Here is a 16,749-nt window from a genome sequence, read left to right as displayed (position 1 = left end):
GGCGGGAAATGCAAAAAGATGGGGTTTTACCCGCCCGCGTCCTGCCGTTCCCGCAGCAGTTCGCACGCCGCGCGCGTCACCTCGTCCACGCCCAGCCCCTCCATGGGGGCATGACCCGCCGGGCCGGGTGCGACAACGGCGCGCGCCCATGGGCCGGAGGGCGCATATTCCGCAGCCCGGCTGCGCCCGAACAGGCCAAGGGTGGGAATACCGCACGCGCCAGCAAGGTGCATGAGCCCTGAATCATTGCCAATGAACAGCGTGCATCGCGCCAGCAGGGCCGCAACCTGTGACACCGACAGCCCGCCGCCCGTATCCAGCGCATTAGGCAGGGCCGCCAGCACCGGTGCTGCCCGCGCACGTTCCGCAGGCCCCGGCCCGTACAGCACGACCGCCCGCAGGCCCGGGTCCGCCGCGCGCAGGGCCGCGAACACGGCCACGAAGCGTTCGGCGGGCCAGATCTTGCCATCCCAGTTGGCGGTCGGCCCCAGCGCGACCCAGCGCGTGCCCGCCGCCAGCATATGCCCGGCCTGTGCGCGTTCGGCCGCACTGGTCCATGCGACCGGCAGCGGCGGCGGATCGAGGCCGAGCAGGCCGCCAATATGGGCCACCCGCCGCCCCGGCCTGCGCCCCCCGCGCATGACGTACCGCCTGCCCACGCGCAGGAAGTAGCTCACCACCGAGCCGCGCAGGTCAACGCAGATGTCCCACCTGCGCCCCCGGCATGCCTGCCACAGCTCCAGCCAGTGCCGGTTATGCGGGCGCTTGACCATTTCCACGGTCCTGACACGGCGCGGCATGTGCGCGAACAGCCCGGCGGCCACCGGCCCGCACGCAATGGTGAAATCGGCCTGCGGATAGCGCCGCAGCAGTTCATCCAGCACGCCGGTGGACAGGACGGCATCTCCCAGCCGGGTGGAGGTAATGAACAGGATGTGCATTTTACGCCGCCAGTCAGGTTTCACGGATGTAGCGCCCCCTCTTACCCCTTGCCTCGCGGCGCGGACATGGCCAGATTACCGATATGGCCAGAATTGCTCATCTTCCTGATCGCGCCGTGCTGAGTGTCTCCGGGGCGGATCGCGTGTCCTTCCTGCAGGGGCTGGTGTCCAACGACATGACGACTGTCTCCCCCGGCAAGGCGGTGTGGACGGCATTCCTGTCGGCACAGGGAAAATGGCTGGCCGATTTCTTTGTCTTTGCCGACCCCGAAGGCGTGCGCCTGCTGCTGGATTGTGAGGCCGGACAGGCCGACATGCTGCGCCAGCGCCTGTCACGCTACCGCCTGCGCGCGCAGGTCGAGATCGGGGAGACCGGTTACGCGGTGCATGCCGCATGGGGCACGGACGTCACCCCGCCCGAAGGCTACCCCGCCGCCCCTGACCCGCGCCTTGCACAGGCGGGCTGGCGCTTCCTGCTCGGCCATCCCGCCCCGTCCGCCACGGCGGATGATGTCGATTATGACCGCCACCGGCTGGCGCTTGGCCTGCCCGATGGCTCGCGTGACTGCGAAAGTGACAGGACCCTGCTGCTGGAAGCCAATTTTGACCAGCTCAATGGCATTTCCTGGACCAAGGGCTGCTATATGGGGCAGGAACTGACGGCACGCACGCGCTACCGGGGGCTGGTACGCCGCCACCTGCTGCCAGTTGCGGCGGAACGTGAACTCCCGCCACCGGGCACGCCCATCATGTCCGACACGGCCACTGCGGGGGAAATGCGTTCCTCCCGCGATGGGGCGGGCATGGCGATGATCCGTACGGACCATATCAACGATACCGGCCTGACCGCCGGGGGGCACGCCATTGCCGTGCATGTGCCCGAATGGTTCAGCCTGCCCGCCAAAAAGGCACAATAACCAAAGGCCGGACAGCCATGCCCATCCGGGCATGTGCCCAGTCGGGCTTTCTCCCGATATTCAAGGTAAAATCCATGTCCTACACGCCGCCGGACCCGGCCACCCGTTCCGCCATGATCGATCGGGTCAAATTCAATGCCGACGGGCTAATTACCGCCGTAGCCCAGCAGCATGACAGCGGCGAGGTCCTGATGCTCGCCTGGATGAATGCCGAGGCACTGGACGAAACCCTGCGCACGGGCCGGGTATGCTACTACTCACGCAGCCGTGGCGGCCTGTGGCGCAAGGGCGAGACATCTGGCCAGGTACAGAAACTGGTGGATGCCCGCCTGGACTGTGACCGTGACGCGGTCCTGCTTGTGGTTGACCAGACAGGGGTTGCCTGCCACACGGGGCGGCGAAGCTGCTTTTACAATGCGCTACGTCCCGAAGGGATTGTGGAAATCACGCAGCCGGAAGTGGCGGCGGAAACGCTTTATGGCAAAGGCTAGGGAATCCAATGGCGCAAGATGAAGAAAGACGGGAGCAGATCGGCAAGCTCATCTGGATCGGGATCATGGTGGTGGGCACGCTGATCATGGGGTTCATCATGCTGCGCAATGAACTGCATGCCCTCGTCACGGAAAACGAGGCGCCGCGCCCCGCCGCCACTGCCCCCGCCGCGCCGGACGCCCCGCAGGCTACGCCCCCGCGGCAGGACGCACAGCCAGCAAATCCATGACCTCAAGCGCCGCCGCGGTGGCCGGGTCCTGACCCGGCCCACGCAGGCTGGCGCGGATATGCGCAAAACCAGCGCGTTGCAGGCGGCGGCTGGTTTCATCACGTAAAAGCCGCTCGACCGTGGCCGCCAGGCGTTCGGGCGTGCAGTATTCCTGCAACAGTTCCGGCACCAACCTGTGGCCGGACAGCAGGTTCACCATAGCGACGTAGGGCACGCGAATCAGCCGCCGCGCCATGGTTGCCGTTACCGGATTGACACGGTAGGTCACGGCCATCGGCACATCCGCCATGGCCAGTTCCAGCGTGGATGTACCGGATTTGGTCAGCGCGGCATCGGCTGCGGCAAAGGCATCATGTTTGTCATTTACATCGGTGATGACAAGCGGCTTGACCGGCCATTTCGCCACGCCCCGGCGCACGATATCGGCAATGACGGGAGCCACGGGCACAACCGGCACGATACCCGGCATGCTGCGTTGCAGGTGGGCCAGCATCCGCCCATAGACCGGCAGCAGGCGTGGGGCCTCCGACCGGCGGCTGCCGGGCATGAGCACCAGCACGGGCGCGCCGTCTGCTATGCCATGGCGGACGCGGAACGCCGCCCCTGATCCCTGATCCGCCCCGGACTGGATGACCGGATGGCCGACAAAGCGCGCCTCAAGCCCGTGCCGGGCAAAAAATTCCGGCTCGAAGGGCAGCAGGCACAACATCCGCTCCCACAACCCCGGAAATTCCTTTACCCGGTGTTCGCGCCAAGCCCAGACCTGTGGGGCCACATAATGCAGGCGTGGAATGGATAGCGGCGCGATCCGGCGCAGCAGGCGCAGGGTAAAGCCGGGACTGTCAATGGTTATGACCAGATCAGGCCGCAGCCGGGTAATGTTCCTGACCGCCTGGTCCAGCCTGCGCGAGAGATGCCGCAGCCGGGGCAGCACTTCCAGCAATCCCATCACCGCAAGGTCGCGCAGCGGGAACAGGCTGTGCAATCCCTGCGCGTGCATATGTTCACCGCCAATGCCCGCAAACCGCAGGTCGGGCCGCATATGCCGCAACGCCGCCATAAGGCGACCGCCCAGCACGTCACCGCTGGCCTCCCCCGCCACGATCCAGATAAGGGGGCCGGAGGGAGACGGCGGGGGGTGGGAAGAAGATCCTGTCATGCCCAACCGGCTTATCGCGTCATATGGGCCAGCGCAAATGCCGCGTGCCCAGAGCGATACGTTATGGGCAGGGATGTGGCATGAAAGACCATTCCCGCCGCTTCATGTCCCGCCTGGCGAAAAGCCGTCCGTCCCGTTCAGTGCGTGTCCAGCACCGCCCGCATGCTGGTGCTGATCTCAGCAGGCAGGGGCACGTAACCCAGCGCGCGCGCCGCATCACCGCCATGCTGCATGGCCCAGTCAAAGAAGGCCCGCACTGCCCTGCCCTGCGGCGTGGCCGCCCGGTCGAGGGGAACCAGCACATAGGTCGCCGCCATGATGGGCCATGCGCCCGCACCTTCCCCATCCAGCACATCGGCGGAATGGGTGGCGTCCTGCGCCCACCGGGCCGAGGTTACGGCGCGGCTGAAGCTTTCGGGGTCAGCCGCGACCAGATCACCATGCCGGTTGCGCAGTTCCACCATGGGCATGTGGTTGCCTGCCGCATAGGCATATTCCAGATAACCGATGCTGCCTTCGGTATTGCGCACGGCGGCGGCCACGCCATCGTTCCCGCGTGCGCCTTCGCCCGCTGGCCATTCAATGGACGTGCCACGCCCCTCCTCCGCCGCCCAGCGTGGCGACACGCGTGCGAGGTAGGAGGTGAACACAAAGGTCGTTCCCGACCCATCGGCGCGCCGCACCGGGGCGACCGGCATGGCAGGCAGGGTCATGCCCGGGTTTTCCGCAACAATCCGCGGGTCGTTCCACATGGTGACGTCACCGGCGTACAGCCGCGCCAGCAGTTCCCCCGTCAGGTGCAGGTGCGCGGTATCAACACCGGGCAGGTTCACGACCAGAACGATCGCGCCCAGCACCGTGGGAAACTGGAGCAGGCCGTTCTGCGCCAGTTGCTCCGCGTTCATCGGGGCATCAGACGCACCAAAATCCACCGTGCGGGCCCGGACCTGGTTCTGCCCCGCGCCGGAGCCGATGGTCTGGTAGTTCAGGCGGATATCCATGGCATGCGATACCCCTTCCCCCCACGCGCCATAGATCGGTGCGCCAAAGCTGGACCCCGCCCCGATGATCTCGGTAGCATGGGCCGAAAGGCAGGACGTGCCCAGCAGCGCCACCAGACCAAGGCCCGCCCGCCGGATGGCGCGCCATGCCCGGCCAGCGCGCACCGGGCCGCGATCAGCCACGCAGGGCCGCATTGCAGCTTTTATGCGCAGCGGCGACCACACGGTCACAGACAGCTTCGATTTCCGCATCGGTCAGGGTCCTGTCCATCGGCTGGAGGGTGATTTCGACACCCAGTGATTTGTGACCGACCGGAACCTTGTCGCCTTCATAAACATCAAACAGGCTGACCGCGACAATCAGGTTACGCTCGGCCCCCTTCACGGCCCTGAGCAGCTTTTCCGCCGCCACGTCGGTCGCGACGACAAAGGCGAAATCGCGCTTGAGTGGCTGGAAAGCCGACAGCGCGGGGGGAGCCTTGCGCCTGCGCTTGGGTTCCGGCACCGCATCCGGATACAGCGTGAACGCACAGACCGGCACATCAATCCCGCGCCGGGCCAGCAGGGCCGGATGCAACTGCCCGAAATGCCCCAGCACCAGCTTCGGTCCCTGCCGGATCACACCGGAACGGCCCGGGTGGTAATAGGACGGGGCATCAGCCGTGATGCTGCACCCTTCGATCGCCGCGCCCATGACCGCCAGCGCGGCAAGCGCGTCGGCCTTGACCTGCCACAGGTCAACCGGCTGTGCGGGCTGGCCGGGCAGCCGGGCGGAATGACCGCTGCGGATGCCTGCCGCAACCAGCTTCTGGCCATCGGCGTCAAAGCCGGGTCCGACCTCGAACAGGCCAAGGTCGGGATAACCGCGCGCCGCATTGCTTTTGACCGCCGCCAGCAGGTTGACCAGCGGTGTCGGGCGCATCTGGTCCAGATCGGCCGCGATGGGATTGAGCAGGTGCAGGTCGGGCGGCGCATCGCCGAACTCGACAGCCTGATCCAGCGCCACGAACGAAAAGCCTACCGTCTCCAGCAATCCGCGCGCGGCAAGCTCACGCCGCAGGCCGGAAATACGGGCCTGCCGCGGGGTCAGGGCAGCGGTGGGCACCGCGCCATGCACCGGCAGCGAGACGGCGGGCACGCTGTCCAGCCCGCGCAGGCGCAGGATTTCCTCGACCAGATCCACTTCCGGGTCGATCGCCGCAGCGCCCTGTGCTGCCGCCTGCACGCGTGCGGCAGGCAGGTTAGCCCCCTGGTCCAGCAGCAGAGGTGTTGCGATGTCGTTGCGCCATGAGGGCACATCCACCACGACATGGCGGCTGTCGCGCTCACGCACGCCAAAGCCCAGACGCTCCAGCAGGTGAACGGCCTGATCCGACGCCACGGCAAGGCCACCCAGCGTTTCCAGCCGTGCGAATTCCAGATGCGCCTGCCGCTGCCACGCAGGCTCCTGCCCGGCGGAGACGACACTGCCCGCCTCACCACCGCACAGTTCAAGGATCATGCGCGTGGCGGCTTCCAGCGCCGCAGGCGGCAGGGCCTGATCCACGCCGCGTTCGAAACGCTGGCGGGCATCGGAATGCAGGTTATGCCGCCGTCCGGACAGGGCAATGGCCACGGGATCGAACAGCGCACATTCCACGAATACATTCGTGGTCGTTTCACTGACGCCGGTTTCCGACCCGCCCATGATCCCGGCAAGCGACTGCACACCCCGGCCATCGGCAATGACGCAGTCATCCGGTGTCATGACATGTTCGCTGCCATCAAGGGCCACGAAGCTCTCGCCAGCGCCACGGCAGATGGTAAGCTCAGTGCCCATCAGCTTGTCCGCATCGAACACATGCAGCGGGCGGCCAAGGTCAAAGGCGAAGAAATTGGTAATGTCCACCAGCGCCGAGACCGGGCGCAGGCCGATGGATTCCAGCCTGCGCTGCAGCCATTCGGGGCTTGGCCCGTTGCGGACGTTGCGGATGCTGCGCCCCAGCACCCACGGGCAGGCCTCGGGATAGGTGATGCGCCAGTTGATGGGGGTATCAAAATGCCCCTCGACCGTTTCGGTCATCCACGGGCGGAGTTCGCCCAGACCCGCCGCCGCCAGATCGCGCGCCACGCCACGCACGGCCAGCGCGTCGCCACGGTTGGGGGTGATGGCGATATCAATCACCGGATCATCCAGATCGGCAAACAGGGCGTAGGACTGTCCGGGCACGGTGCCATCCGGCAGTTCGGCAATGCCGTCGCTTTCAGCGCCCAGCCCCAGTTCACGCAGCGAACACAGCATGCCGCCGCTTTCCTCGCCCCGCAGCTTGCCCGCCTTGATGGTGATGCCGCTGGCAGGGATGAAGGTGCCCGGCGGCGCGAAGATCACATGCAGCCCGGTGCGCGCATTGGGTGCGCCGCAGACAACCTGCACACGCTCGAACCCCTCACCCGCATCGACCTGGCAGACGCGCAGGCGGTCGGCGTTGGGGTGCTGGGTGGCCTCGATGATGCGGGCGGTGCGGAACGGGGCAAGGATCGCGCCCCGGTCCTCGACCCCTTCCACTTCCAGGCCGATGGTGTTCAGCGTGGCACAGATTTCTTCCAGCGTCGCCGGGGTCTCAAGGTGTTCGCGCAGCCATGACAGGGAGAACTTCATTACTTACAGGCCTTCATGCAGCAGGGCGGGAGACAGGGGCGACGTGCCGTAATGGCGCAGCCAGCGGACATCGCTTTCATAGAACGAGCGCAGGTCCGGAATGCCATGGCGCAGCATGGTCAGCCGCTCGATCCCCATGCCAAAGGCAAAGCCCTGCCATTCGCGCGCATCCAGCCCGCAATTGGCCAGCACGCGCGGGTGAACCATGCCTGCGCCCAGCACTTCCAGCCAGTCACCGCCGGTGCCGATCTGGCCCGTCTTGCGCGACCAGCCGATGTCAATTTCCATGGACGGTTCGGTAAACGGGAAATAGGAGGCGCGGAAGCGCACCGGCAGGTCCGGCATCTGGAAAAACGCGCGCAGGAAGTCCGACAGGCAGCCCTTCAGATGGCCAAGCGTAATTCCCTTCTCGATCACCAGCCCCTCGCACTGGTGGAACATGGGGGAATGGGTAGCATCGTGGTCGGCGCGGTAGGTGCGGCCCGGCGCGATGATGCGGATGGGCGGCTCCTTGCCCAGCATGGTGCGGATCTGCACGCCCGATGTCTGGGTGCGCAGCACGCGCTCGGGCTGGCCCTCGGCCACGGCAGGCAGGTAGAACGTGTCCTGATCCGTGCGGGCGGGATGGTGCGCGGGCGTGTTCAGGGCCGAGAAGTTGTGCCAGTCGCTCTCGATATCCGGGCCTTCGGCAAGCTGGAACCCCATGGCGCCGAAAATGGCGGTCATTTCCTCGATGGTGCGGGTAATGGGGTGCAGCAGCCCCTCCGCCTGCGGGGCGCAGGGCAGGGTCACGTCCACGCGCTCGGCAGCGAGGCGGGCGTTCAGGGCGGCGGTTTCGAGTTCCTGGCCACGCGCCTCGATCAGGCGGGAAAGTTCGTCACGCAGGCGGTTGAGTGCGCCACCGCGCTGGCGGCGCGCATCTGGCGTCATGCGCCCGAGTTCCTTGAGCAGCGCGGTCAGCCGCCCCGACTTGCCCAGCGTGCCAACGCGCACCGCGTCCCATTCGCGCATGTCGGTCGCGGCAGCGAGTGCCTGAACTGTCTGTTCCCTCAGGGTTTCGAGATCGTCACTCATAGCACCTCGCGCTGGCTCCTGCCGGGCGGGCTGGCAGGAACCACCCGCCGGCGGGACCTGCCGGCGCGGGCCAGACCCGACACCTGAAACTGTACCCGCCGCCAACCAGAAAAGCGGCACGGGCATTGCATAAAAAACAAAACGGGCCGCCCGTTCGGACGACCCGTTTCGTGGACCTGTCGCCACACGGGCGTGGAACAGGGATCAGGCCAGAGCGGCCTGGGCCTTCTTCACGATCTCGGCGAAGGTTGCCGCATCGTCAAAGGCAATGGCGGCGAGGACCTTGCGGTCGATCTCGATGCCAGCCTTGTCCAGACCGTTGATGAAACGGCTGTAGGTCAGGCCATGTTCACGCACGGCGGCGTTGATGCGCTGGATCCACAGGGCGCGGAATTCACGCTTCTTGTTGCGGCGGTCGCGATAGGCATAGCGCAGCGCCTTTTCCAGGCGTTCCAGCGCGATGCGGTAATTGGTGGAGGAACGGCCCCGATAACCCTTGGAGAGCTCAAGAACCTTCTTGTGGCGGGCGTGGCTGGTTACGCCGCGTTTTACACGTGCCATATCTCAGCTACTCCTTATGCCAGACCGTAGGGGGCCCACTGCTTTACAGTGCGGCCGTCCATTTCCGTCAGCACCTGCGAACCACGGTTCGTGCGCTTCATCTTCTGCGAGCGGTTGATCAGGCCGTGACGCTTGTTGCCGGGCCCTGCCAGCACCTTGCCGGTCGCGGTGATCTTGAACCGCTTCTTGACCGATGACTTGGTCTTCATCTTGGGCATTTTCTTCTCCTCGGTTTACGTGCCTGCGTTCCTGCCGCGCCATTGTACATGACAGGGCGGGAACGCTACATTGCGGCCGGGCATGCCCTACAGGCCCGGACGCGCGAACACGCCCGCTATAGACAACCCCGAAGGCGCGATCAAGCCCCTTCCCTGCCGGTGTGCATTTTCCCCGGACCGTGCCCGCCACCGAAAGGGCAAGACGCAGGAAAACAACTTCAGCCCGTTAATATAATAATGATGCGCCGTGACGCCGCATGACCATTGACTTCCGCCCATGATGCCACGCAATCCATCATGAACCGTATCAGCACCATGGCTGACAATCATGTCGAGGAATACAAAATGACAGACCGCGTAGCATACATAACCGGCGGCAGCCGTGGCATCGGCGCGGGCATTGCCCGTGCGCTGGCGAAGGATGGCTATGATGTCGCCATCTCCTATGCCCGCAACGCCCAGGCAGCCGAGGAAACGCTGGAATCAATCCGCGCGCTGGGCCGCCGCGCCATTGCCATCCGCTGTGACGGCGAAGGTAATGGCAACCGCGCCGCCATACAGCAGGTCGTGCGTGAACTGGGCCGGATTGACGCGCTGGTGTGCAATGCGGGCATCTATCCCTATGGCGATGTGGCCGAGATGACGGATGAGCAGGTTGACGCCGTGCTGGGCCTCAATGTCCGCGCCGTGATGATCGAAACCATCGAGGCCGCACGCCACATGACCCATGGCGGCCGGATCGTGCTGATTGGTTCGACCTTTGCCGATCGTTCGCCCTTCCCCGGCATTTCGCTTTATTCCGCATCAAAGTCGGCGCTGAACGGCTTTGCCCGTGGCGCCGCGCGCGATCTGGGCCCGCGCGGGATCACCATCAACGTGGTCCAGCCCGGCCCGATCGACACCGACATGAACCCGGCGACAGGTGCCGCGGCGGACCTGCTGCGCAGCTTCATGTGCCACAAGGAATATGGGAAGGTCAGCGATGTCGCGGCCCTGGTTTCGTTCCTGGCCAGCCCGGCAGCCAGTTTCATCACCGGTGCGGCGATGACAACCGATGGCGGCCTCGCGGCCTGAACTACATTGCGTGCGGGCGGCAGATAGACCCGCCTGCACGCTTCCGATTTCTAACGCCTAACAGGCTGACGGCCGCCATCATTCAGGAGGCGGCACGATACGTAGTGGTCGGCCATGCCCTGCCGCCTGCTTGCGGGCACGGACCACGGCTGTATCCAGCGATGAGAGAAATGTGGAACGGTCCGCGCGTGTAAAGCCGCGCCCACCCTGCATGATCGCGCCGGTGGAGCGCAGGTCCTCCATGAGGTTACGCATCGCGAGCGCCATCCCGATCGCATCCTCATCCAGTACCCGCCCACGCGGGTCCAGCACACAGGCACCGCTTGCAACACATCGCGCGGCCAGCGGGATATCGGCGGATATGACAATGTCATGCGCCCGCACCTGTTCGGCAATCCAGTCATCCGCCACATCCATCCCCTGCGTCACCACGATCCGTTCGATCAATGGGGAGGACGGAACCGCAATCATGCGGTTTGACACGACAAATGTATGCAGCCCATGGCGCTGGGCAACCCGATAGGTCTCATCACGGACGGGACAGGCATCCGCATCAATGAATATCCGCGTCATGAGGCGCACAGACCCGCGCGCATCGGCACGCTACGGACAGAATGGCAGCATCGGGGACCAGGCGGCAGGTTGGGACATGACAACATGCCGCCTGTCCTATTCCGGCAGATGCATGGTTAGCAAGGACCAGAGGCAGACAGGACCATGGGCGGGGCATGGATTCCCATCCCCCGCCCACCGGACGGCCGTGAATATGCCATCATGTCCCGAAGTCACATTATCAGGCCATACGCGGCAGATCAGGCGTACAGATCAACGCCGTCCGCATCGCCCTGCGTGCCGGACTGCGCGCCGGTTCCACCCTGCGAGGAGGCGGAATTCGTGCCACCACTGGTGGTTTCGGAAATAATGTCGCCGCTGGAATCCTTGACGATGGTGGTAATTGACCCATCGCTATTGAAAACTTCACTCGTCGTCGTGCTTGAGGACGAGCTTGTTCCCGATGAAGAAGACGAAGACGATGAACTGCTGCCCGACGAAGATGTATCCAGCAGGCTGGCAAGAGAACCGCTACCAATATTCGAAACAGAAACGGACATATGAAACTCCCCTATTTGAATTTAATCCGATGAATTCAGGACATTGCCATGTCACGCTTCTTGTCTTTTTGTGTCAAGGCAGATCGGGAAATGTTTCATAAGTACACAAAAGCCCTGCCCGCCTGTTACAATTACTGTCAAATTCAGGAACCGGACAGGTCACGGCACTGCACGAATTACCGCAACACGATCCCGAACGCGCAATGGCAACCGGCAGAATATTGATTCGCGGCCAATCCCGTCCCGCCGATAACAGCCACGCTGAATCGACCCGAACGATCAGGACAAACCAAACGCATCAGCCCTTGATGGCTGCGGCAGTATCAGATTTTATTTTAGGGAAGTTTTGGCTGGGGGACCTGGATTCGAACCAGGGCTGACCGGGTCAGAGCCGGTAGTTCTACCGCTAAACTATCCCCCAGCAAGGAGAAAGCGGCGCGGTGCGCTGCGGTGATCAGGCATATAGCCGCCATGACTGAGCCGCGCAACCCCCCATATTGCTTTTATGCAAACTTTCTCTTTTGGCTTGCGTTTTATGCAGAACACTCAACACAATAGGTAATACCTCATCCATCAACGGGTTTTGGATGCACATGGTCCAGCAAACGCTCAGCGCGAAGACACGACAGCAGGGGCACCCGCCCCTTCTCTCCCCCGTGGCGCATCGCCGGGGCATGCAGGCACCACTTTACGCAGCCATTGACCTGGGCACCCATAACTGCCGCCTGCTCATCGCGCGTGCCAGTTCGCACGGCCTGCGCGTGATCGACAGTTTCAGCCGCGCGGTGCGCCTTGGCGAAGGGCTGCATCATTCAGGACGACTGGCCGACCCGGCCATGGAGCGCACGATGGCCGCGCTGCGGGCCTGTGTCGCACGCATGGGGCTGTATGACCTGCACGGCCACCGCGCCATCGCGACCGAGGCCTGCCGCCGCGCGGGGAACGGGCTGGATTTCCTCAGCCGTGTCCTGCACGAGACGGGACTGGACATCTCCATCATCTCGGCACGTGAAGAGGCGGAGCTTGCGCTCGCCGCCTGCACCTCGCTGCTGCAGGACAGTCGGGGCACAACCGGTCGTGGCCTGCTGTTCGACATTGGCGGCGGCTCGACCGAGATCGCATGGGCGCGAATCGACCGCCATGCCGGGCGGCACGACCTGTCGGGCTACGTGAGCCTGCCCGTCGGCATCATGACGCTGGGTGAGCGCGACGGCGCCGACATCTTTTCAGACAAGGGCTATTCCGCTGTCGTAGCGGAAATCAGCAACGTCCTGCGCGGGTTTGATGATGTCCACTGCATCGCCCGTGAGATCGTGCGCCAGAATGTCATGCTGCTGGGCACCAGCGGCACGGTCACGACACTGGCCAGCCTCGCACTGGGCCAGACACGCTATGACCGCACCCGCATTGATGGCACCACCCTGCCGGTGCCGCGCGCGCTGGGCATAATCGACGGCCTGCGCCGTGCAGGCATGGACGCGCTGGTCGCCAATCCCCTCATCGGGCCGGAACGCGCACGCTACATCATGCCCGGCTGCGCCATATTCGAGGCGATCGTCACCACCTGGCCCATGGCCGAGGTGACGGTGGCCGACCGGGGATTGCGTGACGGCCTGCTTTTACGCATGATCGGGGACCGTAAACGGCGTGGCGGTCTTTCCGCCGCACCGTCTTCCTTCCCCCTGTATAATCGCATGGAGCACCGGGTCAGTTCCTGACCGCGTCCCCTTATGAAACAGCGTTCCTCCACCCGCATACCGGGCAAGGCCCGTACCAGCAGCCTTACCCCCGGAGATGGCGATACCAGCGCCGATGGCCGGTCCGTACAGGCCAGCCGGACCAAGACCGTCACGGTCAAGAAGGCGCGCGGCCGCACCACCGCACAGCACCGCTGGCTGCAACGGCAACTGAACGACCCCTATGTGCAGGCGGCGCAGAAGCAGGGCTGGCGTTCACGCGCCGCCTTCAAGCTGATTGAACTGGACGACCGTTTCCACCTCATCCGCCCCGGTGCCCGGGTGGTGGATCTGGGGGCGGCCCCCGGTGGCTGGACGCAGGTTGCCGTCAAGCGCGGGGCGGCGGAAGTGGTCGGCGTTGACCTGCTGCCGGTGGACCCGGTTCCCGGCGCTACCATTATCGAAGGGGATTTCAATGACCCCGACATGCCGGACCGCCTGACCGAACTGCTGGGCGGGCGGGCGGATATTGTCATGTCCGACATGGCGCCCAACACAACCGGCCATGCCCCGACCGACCACCTGCGCATTATCGGGCTGGCCGAACTGGCGCTGGATTTCGCCACGCATATTCTTGCCCCCGGTGGCGCGTTCGTGGCCAAGGTGTTTCAGGGCGGGTCGGAAAAACAGATGCTGACGGCGCTCAAGGCCCTGTTCACGCAGGTGCGGCACGCCAAGCCACCGGCAAGCCGCAAGGAATCGAGTGAACTCTATGTCGTGGCGACGGGATTTCGCGGCCTGGACAAAGGGGAAGACTGACTTCCCCGTCGCACCCCCTCAAGGAATGTTCCGCTACCCGGAAAGAAGATTCAGGTAACGCCGCCTTTAAAGGAAAAGGCGGCGACCGGAGACATTTTCCTTGCCGCTCGGCAGGTTAATTCAGGCGGCTTTACGCATCCGTATGGTGGTCATCCCACAGCCACGCCGCCCCGCGCACGCCCGAACTGTCGCCATGGCGGTTGCGGACGATGGGCGTGCGGCAGTCCGGCGTAATGATGTAGCGGCGCATGAGATGGGGCACGCGCTCGTACAGCGTATCAAGGTTGGATACGCCGCCACCCAGCACGATCACGTCGGGGTCCATGAAATTGATCGCCATGGCGCAGGCCCGCGCCATGCGGTCCATGTAACGGTCCAGCGCGCCGATTGCCGTAATATCCCCGGCAGCCGCTTCCTCCTCGATATGGGCAGCACTGCGGTGGCCCGGACCTTTCCAGTCCTGCGCCAGCGCGGAACCGCTCAGGAAACGCTCCATGCAGCCCTCATTGCCGCAGAAGCATTTGGGCATGGGGAATTCCTCAATCCGCGGCCAGGGCAGCGGTGTATGCCCCCATTCCCCCGCAATGTGATTGCGCCCGATCAGCAGCTTGCGGTCGATCACGATCCCGGCCCCCATGCCGGTGCCGATGATCACGCCAAACACGCTGTGGAACCCGGCCCCCGCGCCATCAATCGCTTCCGACAGGGCGAAGCAGTTGGCGTCGTTCTCGATCCGCACCTCACGCCCCAGTGCGGCGGACATGTCACGGTTCAGGGGCTGGTTGTTCAGCCATGTGGCATTGGCGTTCTTGATCACGCCGATATCGGGGCTGATGGAACCGGGAATCCCGATTCCGACCGTGCCCGTTCCACCCAGTTCAGAATCCACGCCATGGATCAGGTCACACATGGCCTGAATGGCCGCGGTGTAATTGCCGGGATTGCTGATCCGCCGGCGGATCAGTTCGGCCCCATCCATGCCCAGTGCGGCGATCTCGATCTTGGTGCCGCCAAAATCTATTCCGATACGATAGGAGCCCATCCGGAGTCTTTCTTTCATCATGATCTTATCAATGGCACGTTTTCTTTTATGATCGTACCCACACGGAACATCAAACCCTGTTGTCCGGGCATGGCTGCCCACCACGAGGAGACAAGGCCCCATGAGTGAGATCCTGCTAGACGCACGCGGGCTGACCTGTCCACTTCCCGTACTCAGGGCAAACCGCATGCTGCGCACCCTCGCACCGGGCGAGCGGCTGCGCGTCATCGCCACGGACCGGGCTTCCGTCGCGGATTTCCAGGCTTTCTGCCGCGAGACCGGCCACGCGCTCATCGCCTTCGGGGAGGAAGGCGGCACGCTCTCCTTCGTCATCCGCCGCAGGCCCGAGCCCGAGGCCCCGCAGCCCGCGGGCGACACCCCCGCCCCGGATGCCCGGCAGGCGTAAAACCAGTTGTCCCCTTGGCAGGATGCCCCTCAAGGATGTAATGCGTCCGCCAGCTACGTTATTGCAGGAAGCACCGCGCGCCGATGACAGATGACCTGACCAACCTTTCCTTCGAGGACGCACTGGCCGAACTTGAGGCCATCGTGCGGCAGCTCGAGGTGGGCCAGCTCAGGCTGGAGGACGCCATCACGTCCTACGAACGCGGCGCGGCCCTGCGGCAGTACTGCCAGAAGAAACTGGACGAGGCAGAGGCCCGCGTTCAGGCGATTGTCCAGCGTGCGGATGGCACGCTGGAAGCAAAACCAATGGATTGATGCGCCAGATGAGCCAAACAACAGCAACCTCGTCCCAAACAGACGGTACGGATCGCATGGTCCGTCTGCGTGCATCCATGTCCGCGCGCGCCACGGCGATCGAAGCGATGATCGACCGTCTCCTCCCCCGTGTCGAAGGGGGCGAGGCCCGCCTGATCGACGCCATGCGCTATGCAACGCTGGGCGGAGGCAAGCGCCTGCGCGGCTATCTGGTGGCCGAGGTCGCCAGCCTGTTCGGCGTCAGCCCCGAAGGCGCGGACCGTGTCGCCGCCTCGGTTGAGATGCTGCATGCCTATTCACTGGTGCATGATGACCTGCCCGCCATGGATGACGACGACCTGCGCCGTGGCCAGCCCTCCACCCACCGCAAGTTTGACGAGGCCACGGCCATCCTGGCGGGTGACGCGCTCCAGACCTCGGCGTTCGACATTCTCGCCAATCCCCTGACCCACGCCAGCGCGGAAGTGCGCGTGAGCCTGGTCCGCGCCCTGGCCGAGGCCTCGGGCGCTGCCGGCATGGTGGGTGGCCAGATGATCGACATGGAGGGCGAAGGCCGCGCCCTGTCGCTGGAGGAAGTGGCCCGCCTGCACGCGCTCAAGACCGGCTGCCTCATCCGCTACTCGGCCGAGGCCGGGGCCATCCTTGGCCAGGCGAGCGATGACGTGCGCAGGCGCATCTCCGCCTATGGCCGTGACCTTGGCGCCGCGTTCCAGATTGCCGATGACGTGCTGGACGCCACCGCCAGCGCCGAGGAACTGGGCAAGACCGCAGGCAAGGACGAAGCTGCGGGCAAGTCCACCTACGTCGCCCTGCTGGGCGTGGAAGGGGCCGCGAACGAGGCGAAGCGCGTCGCGGCGCAGGCGGAATCCCATATCGACATCTTTGGCCCCGAGGCTGATCGCCTGCGCGATCTGATCCGCTACGTGGTCGAGCGCAGGAACTGATTGACATGACCGACAGCAATACGCCTTCCGCGATCCCGACGCTGGGGCGCTATGCGCAGCTTGACCGCGTCCGCATGCCGCATGACCTGCGCAACCTCTCCGTTGAGCAGCTGAAGCAGCTTGCGGAAGAAC

General features: G+C 64.7%; 19 protein-coding genes and 1 tRNA gene. 9 read left to right on the top strand and 11 right to left on the bottom strand.

Annotated elements, in window-relative coordinates; all coding sequences use genetic code 11:
* Positions 1–26 precede the first annotated feature (26 nt).
* Positions 27–941, bottom strand: a complete 915-nt coding sequence (locus DY926_RS05305) for a glycosyltransferase family 9 protein (protein ID WP_116702411.1) — start codon at positions 939–941, stop codon at positions 27–29.
* An 83-nt stretch (positions 942–1,024) separates the two neighbouring features.
* Between DY926_RS05305 and ygfZ the strand changes: the two genes are divergently transcribed.
* The 3 genes from ygfZ (at position 1,025) to DY926_RS05290 (ending at position 2,579) form a co-directional block, all read left to right on the top strand.
* The gene (gene ygfZ, locus DY926_RS05300) at positions 1,025–1,858 is read left to right on the top strand and encodes a CAF17-like 4Fe-4S cluster assembly/insertion protein YgfZ (RefSeq protein ID WP_116702410.1); all 834 of its coding nucleotides are present in this window, start codon (positions 1,025–1,027) and stop codon (positions 1,856–1,858) included.
* 74 nt (positions 1,859–1,932) lie between these two features.
* Entirely contained in the window at positions 1,933–2,349 is a 417-nt protein-coding gene (gene hisI, locus DY926_RS05295; protein WP_116702490.1) for a phosphoribosyl-AMP cyclohydrolase, read from the top strand.
* Between the two features lie 8 nt (positions 2,350–2,357).
* Positions 2,358–2,579 carry a hypothetical protein gene (locus DY926_RS05290; protein ID WP_116702409.1) on the top strand — a complete coding sequence of 74 codons (222 nt, stop codon included), beginning with the start codon at positions 2,358–2,360 and terminating at the stop codon, positions 2,577–2,579.
* On the opposite strand, the gene lpxB is transcribed toward DY926_RS05290, so the two are convergent.
* From lpxB to rpmI, 6 genes are all read right to left on the bottom strand, one after another.
* Entirely contained in the window at positions 2,539–3,738 is a 1,200-nt protein-coding gene (gene lpxB / locus DY926_RS05285) for a lipid-A-disaccharide synthase (RefSeq protein ID WP_116702408.1), read from the bottom strand. The two genes, DY926_RS05290 and lpxB, sit on opposite strands and share 41 nt — an antisense overlap.
* A gap of 137 nt (positions 3,739–3,875) precedes the next feature.
* Positions 3,876–4,934, bottom strand: a complete 1,059-nt coding sequence (pstS, locus tag DY926_RS05280) for a phosphate ABC transporter substrate-binding protein PstS (RefSeq protein WP_116702489.1) — start codon at positions 4,932–4,934, stop codon at positions 3,876–3,878.
* Positions 4,915–7,377 carry a phenylalanine--tRNA ligase subunit beta gene (gene pheT / locus DY926_RS05275; RefSeq protein ID WP_116702407.1) on the bottom strand — a complete coding sequence of 821 codons (2,463 nt, stop codon included), beginning with the start codon at positions 7,375–7,377 and terminating at the stop codon, positions 4,915–4,917. Before pheT ends, pstS begins: the two co-directional genes overlap by 20 nt.
* Positions 7,378–7,380: 3 nt before the next feature.
* Complete coding sequence (gene pheS / locus DY926_RS05270; protein ID WP_116702406.1) at positions 7,381–8,451, bottom strand: phenylalanine--tRNA ligase subunit alpha; 1,071 nt, start codon at positions 8,449–8,451, stop codon at positions 7,381–7,383.
* 204 nt (positions 8,452–8,655) lie between these two features.
* Entirely contained in the window at positions 8,656–9,012 is a 357-nt protein-coding gene (gene rplT / locus DY926_RS05265; protein WP_003620466.1) for a 50S ribosomal protein L20, read from the bottom strand.
* A gap of 14 nt (positions 9,013–9,026) precedes the next feature.
* Entirely contained in the window at positions 9,027–9,230 is a 204-nt protein-coding gene (gene rpmI / locus DY926_RS05260; protein WP_007400447.1) for a 50S ribosomal protein L35, read from the bottom strand.
* Between the two features lie 345 nt (positions 9,231–9,575).
* Between rpmI and DY926_RS05255 the strand changes: the two genes are divergently transcribed.
* Entirely contained in the window at positions 9,576–10,304 is a 729-nt protein-coding gene (locus DY926_RS05255) for an SDR family NAD(P)-dependent oxidoreductase (RefSeq protein WP_116702488.1), read from the top strand.
* 78 nt (positions 10,305–10,382) lie between these two features.
* Here DY926_RS05255 and DY926_RS05250 read toward each other — a convergent pair whose 3' ends face one another.
* From DY926_RS05250 to DY926_RS05240, 3 genes are all read right to left on the bottom strand, one after another.
* Positions 10,383–10,877, bottom strand: a complete 495-nt coding sequence (locus tag DY926_RS05250) for a YaiI/YqxD family protein (protein ID WP_116702405.1) — start codon at positions 10,875–10,877, stop codon at positions 10,383–10,385.
* A gap of 239 nt (positions 10,878–11,116) precedes the next feature.
* A complete protein-coding gene (locus DY926_RS05245; protein ID WP_116702404.1) occupies positions 11,117–11,416 on the bottom strand; it encodes a hypothetical protein in 300 nt (99 codons plus the stop codon).
* 347 nt (positions 11,417–11,763) lie between these two features.
* Positions 11,764–11,837, bottom strand: a tRNA-Gln gene (locus DY926_RS05240).
* A 166-nt stretch (positions 11,838–12,003) separates the two neighbouring features.
* Between DY926_RS05240 and DY926_RS05235 the strand changes: the two genes are divergently transcribed.
* On the top strand, positions 12,004–13,134 hold the full coding sequence (locus DY926_RS05235) for a Ppx/GppA phosphatase family protein (RefSeq protein WP_116702403.1): 1,131 nt from the start codon (positions 12,004–12,006) through the stop codon (positions 13,132–13,134).
* Between the two features lie 12 nt (positions 13,135–13,146).
* Positions 13,147–13,911 (top strand): RlmE family RNA methyltransferase, encoded by a 765-nt coding sequence (locus tag DY926_RS05230; protein ID WP_116702402.1) that lies wholly within the window; start codon positions 13,147–13,149, stop codon positions 13,909–13,911.
* A gap of 130 nt (positions 13,912–14,041) precedes the next feature.
* Here the strand turns inward: DY926_RS05230 and DY926_RS05225 are convergent, their stop codons facing one another.
* Complete coding sequence (locus tag DY926_RS05225) at positions 14,042–14,953, bottom strand: ROK family protein (RefSeq protein WP_116702401.1); 912 nt, start codon at positions 14,951–14,953, stop codon at positions 14,042–14,044.
* Between the two features lie 121 nt (positions 14,954–15,074).
* On the opposite strand from DY926_RS05225, the gene DY926_RS05220 reads away from it, so the two are divergent.
* The 3 genes from DY926_RS05220 (at position 15,075) to DY926_RS05210 (ending at position 16,617) form a co-directional block, all read left to right on the top strand.
* Positions 15,075–15,359 (top strand): sulfurtransferase TusA family protein, encoded by a 285-nt coding sequence (locus tag DY926_RS05220; RefSeq protein ID WP_116702400.1) that lies wholly within the window; start codon positions 15,075–15,077, stop codon positions 15,357–15,359.
* A gap of 83 nt (positions 15,360–15,442) precedes the next feature.
* Positions 15,443–15,673, top strand: coding sequence for an exodeoxyribonuclease VII small subunit (locus tag DY926_RS05215; protein ID WP_102323502.1), 231 nt, complete (start codon positions 15,443–15,445; stop codon positions 15,671–15,673).
* Between the two features lie 8 nt (positions 15,674–15,681).
* The gene (locus tag DY926_RS05210) at positions 15,682–16,617 is read left to right on the top strand and encodes a polyprenyl synthetase family protein (protein ID WP_408886032.1); all 936 of its coding nucleotides are present in this window, start codon (positions 15,682–15,684) and stop codon (positions 16,615–16,617) included.
* Positions 16,618–16,749 lie beyond the last annotated feature (132 nt).

Source organism: Komagataeibacter melaceti (genome assembly GCF_003403295.1).
Classification (GTDB): domain Bacteria; phylum Pseudomonadota; class Alphaproteobacteria; order Acetobacterales; family Acetobacteraceae; genus Komagataeibacter; species Komagataeibacter melaceti.
Note: the sequence above shows the minus strand (reverse complement) of the source record. Positions and strands in the feature narration are given on the sequence as shown.

Coding starts and splice junctions, on each gene's coding strand:
- DY926_RS05305 (WP_116702411.1), bottom strand. CDS start 941: ATGCACATCCTGTTCATTACCTCCACCCGGCTGGGAGATGCCGTCCTG.
- ygfZ (WP_116702410.1), top strand. CDS start 1,025: ATGGCCAGAATTGCTCATCTTCCTGATCGCGCCGTGCTGAGTGTCTCC.
- hisI (WP_116702490.1), top strand. CDS start 1,933: ATGTCCTACACGCCGCCGGACCCGGCCACCCGTTCCGCCATGATCGAT.
- DY926_RS05290 (WP_116702409.1), top strand. CDS start 2,358: ATGGCGCAAGATGAAGAAAGACGGGAGCAGATCGGCAAGCTCATCTGG.
- lpxB (WP_116702408.1), bottom strand. CDS start 3,738: ATGACAGGATCTTCTTCCCACCCCCCGCCGTCTCCCTCCGGCCCCCTT.
- pstS (WP_116702489.1), bottom strand. CDS start 4,934: ATGCGGCCCTGCGTGGCTGATCGCGGCCCGGTGCGCGCTGGCCGGGCA.
- pheT (WP_116702407.1), bottom strand. CDS start 7,377: ATGAAGTTCTCCCTGTCATGGCTGCGCGAACACCTTGAGACCCCGGCG.
- pheS (WP_116702406.1), bottom strand. CDS start 8,451: ATGAGTGACGATCTCGAAACCCTGAGGGAACAGACAGTTCAGGCACTC.
- rplT (WP_003620466.1), bottom strand. CDS start 9,012: ATGGCACGTGTAAAACGCGGCGTAACCAGCCACGCCCGCCACAAGAAG.
- rpmI (WP_007400447.1), bottom strand. CDS start 9,230: ATGCCCAAGATGAAGACCAAGTCATCGGTCAAGAAGCGGTTCAAGATC.
- DY926_RS05255 (WP_116702488.1), top strand. CDS start 9,576: ATGACAGACCGCGTAGCATACATAACCGGCGGCAGCCGTGGCATCGGC.
- DY926_RS05250 (WP_116702405.1), bottom strand. CDS start 10,877: ATGACGCGGATATTCATTGATGCGGATGCCTGTCCCGTCCGTGATGAG.
- DY926_RS05245 (WP_116702404.1), bottom strand. CDS start 11,416: ATGTCCGTTTCTGTTTCGAATATTGGTAGCGGTTCTCTTGCCAGCCTG.
- DY926_RS05235 (WP_116702403.1), top strand. CDS start 12,004: ATGCACATGGTCCAGCAAACGCTCAGCGCGAAGACACGACAGCAGGGG.
- DY926_RS05230 (WP_116702402.1), top strand. CDS start 13,147: ATGAAACAGCGTTCCTCCACCCGCATACCGGGCAAGGCCCGTACCAGC.
- DY926_RS05225 (WP_116702401.1), bottom strand. CDS start 14,953: ATGGGCTCCTATCGTATCGGAATAGATTTTGGCGGCACCAAGATCGAG.
- DY926_RS05220 (WP_116702400.1), top strand. CDS start 15,075: ATGAGTGAGATCCTGCTAGACGCACGCGGGCTGACCTGTCCACTTCCC.
- DY926_RS05215 (WP_102323502.1), top strand. CDS start 15,443: ATGACAGATGACCTGACCAACCTTTCCTTCGAGGACGCACTGGCCGAA.
- DY926_RS05210 (WP_408886032.1), top strand. CDS start 15,682: ATGAGCCAAACAACAGCAACCTCGTCCCAAACAGACGGTACGGATCGC.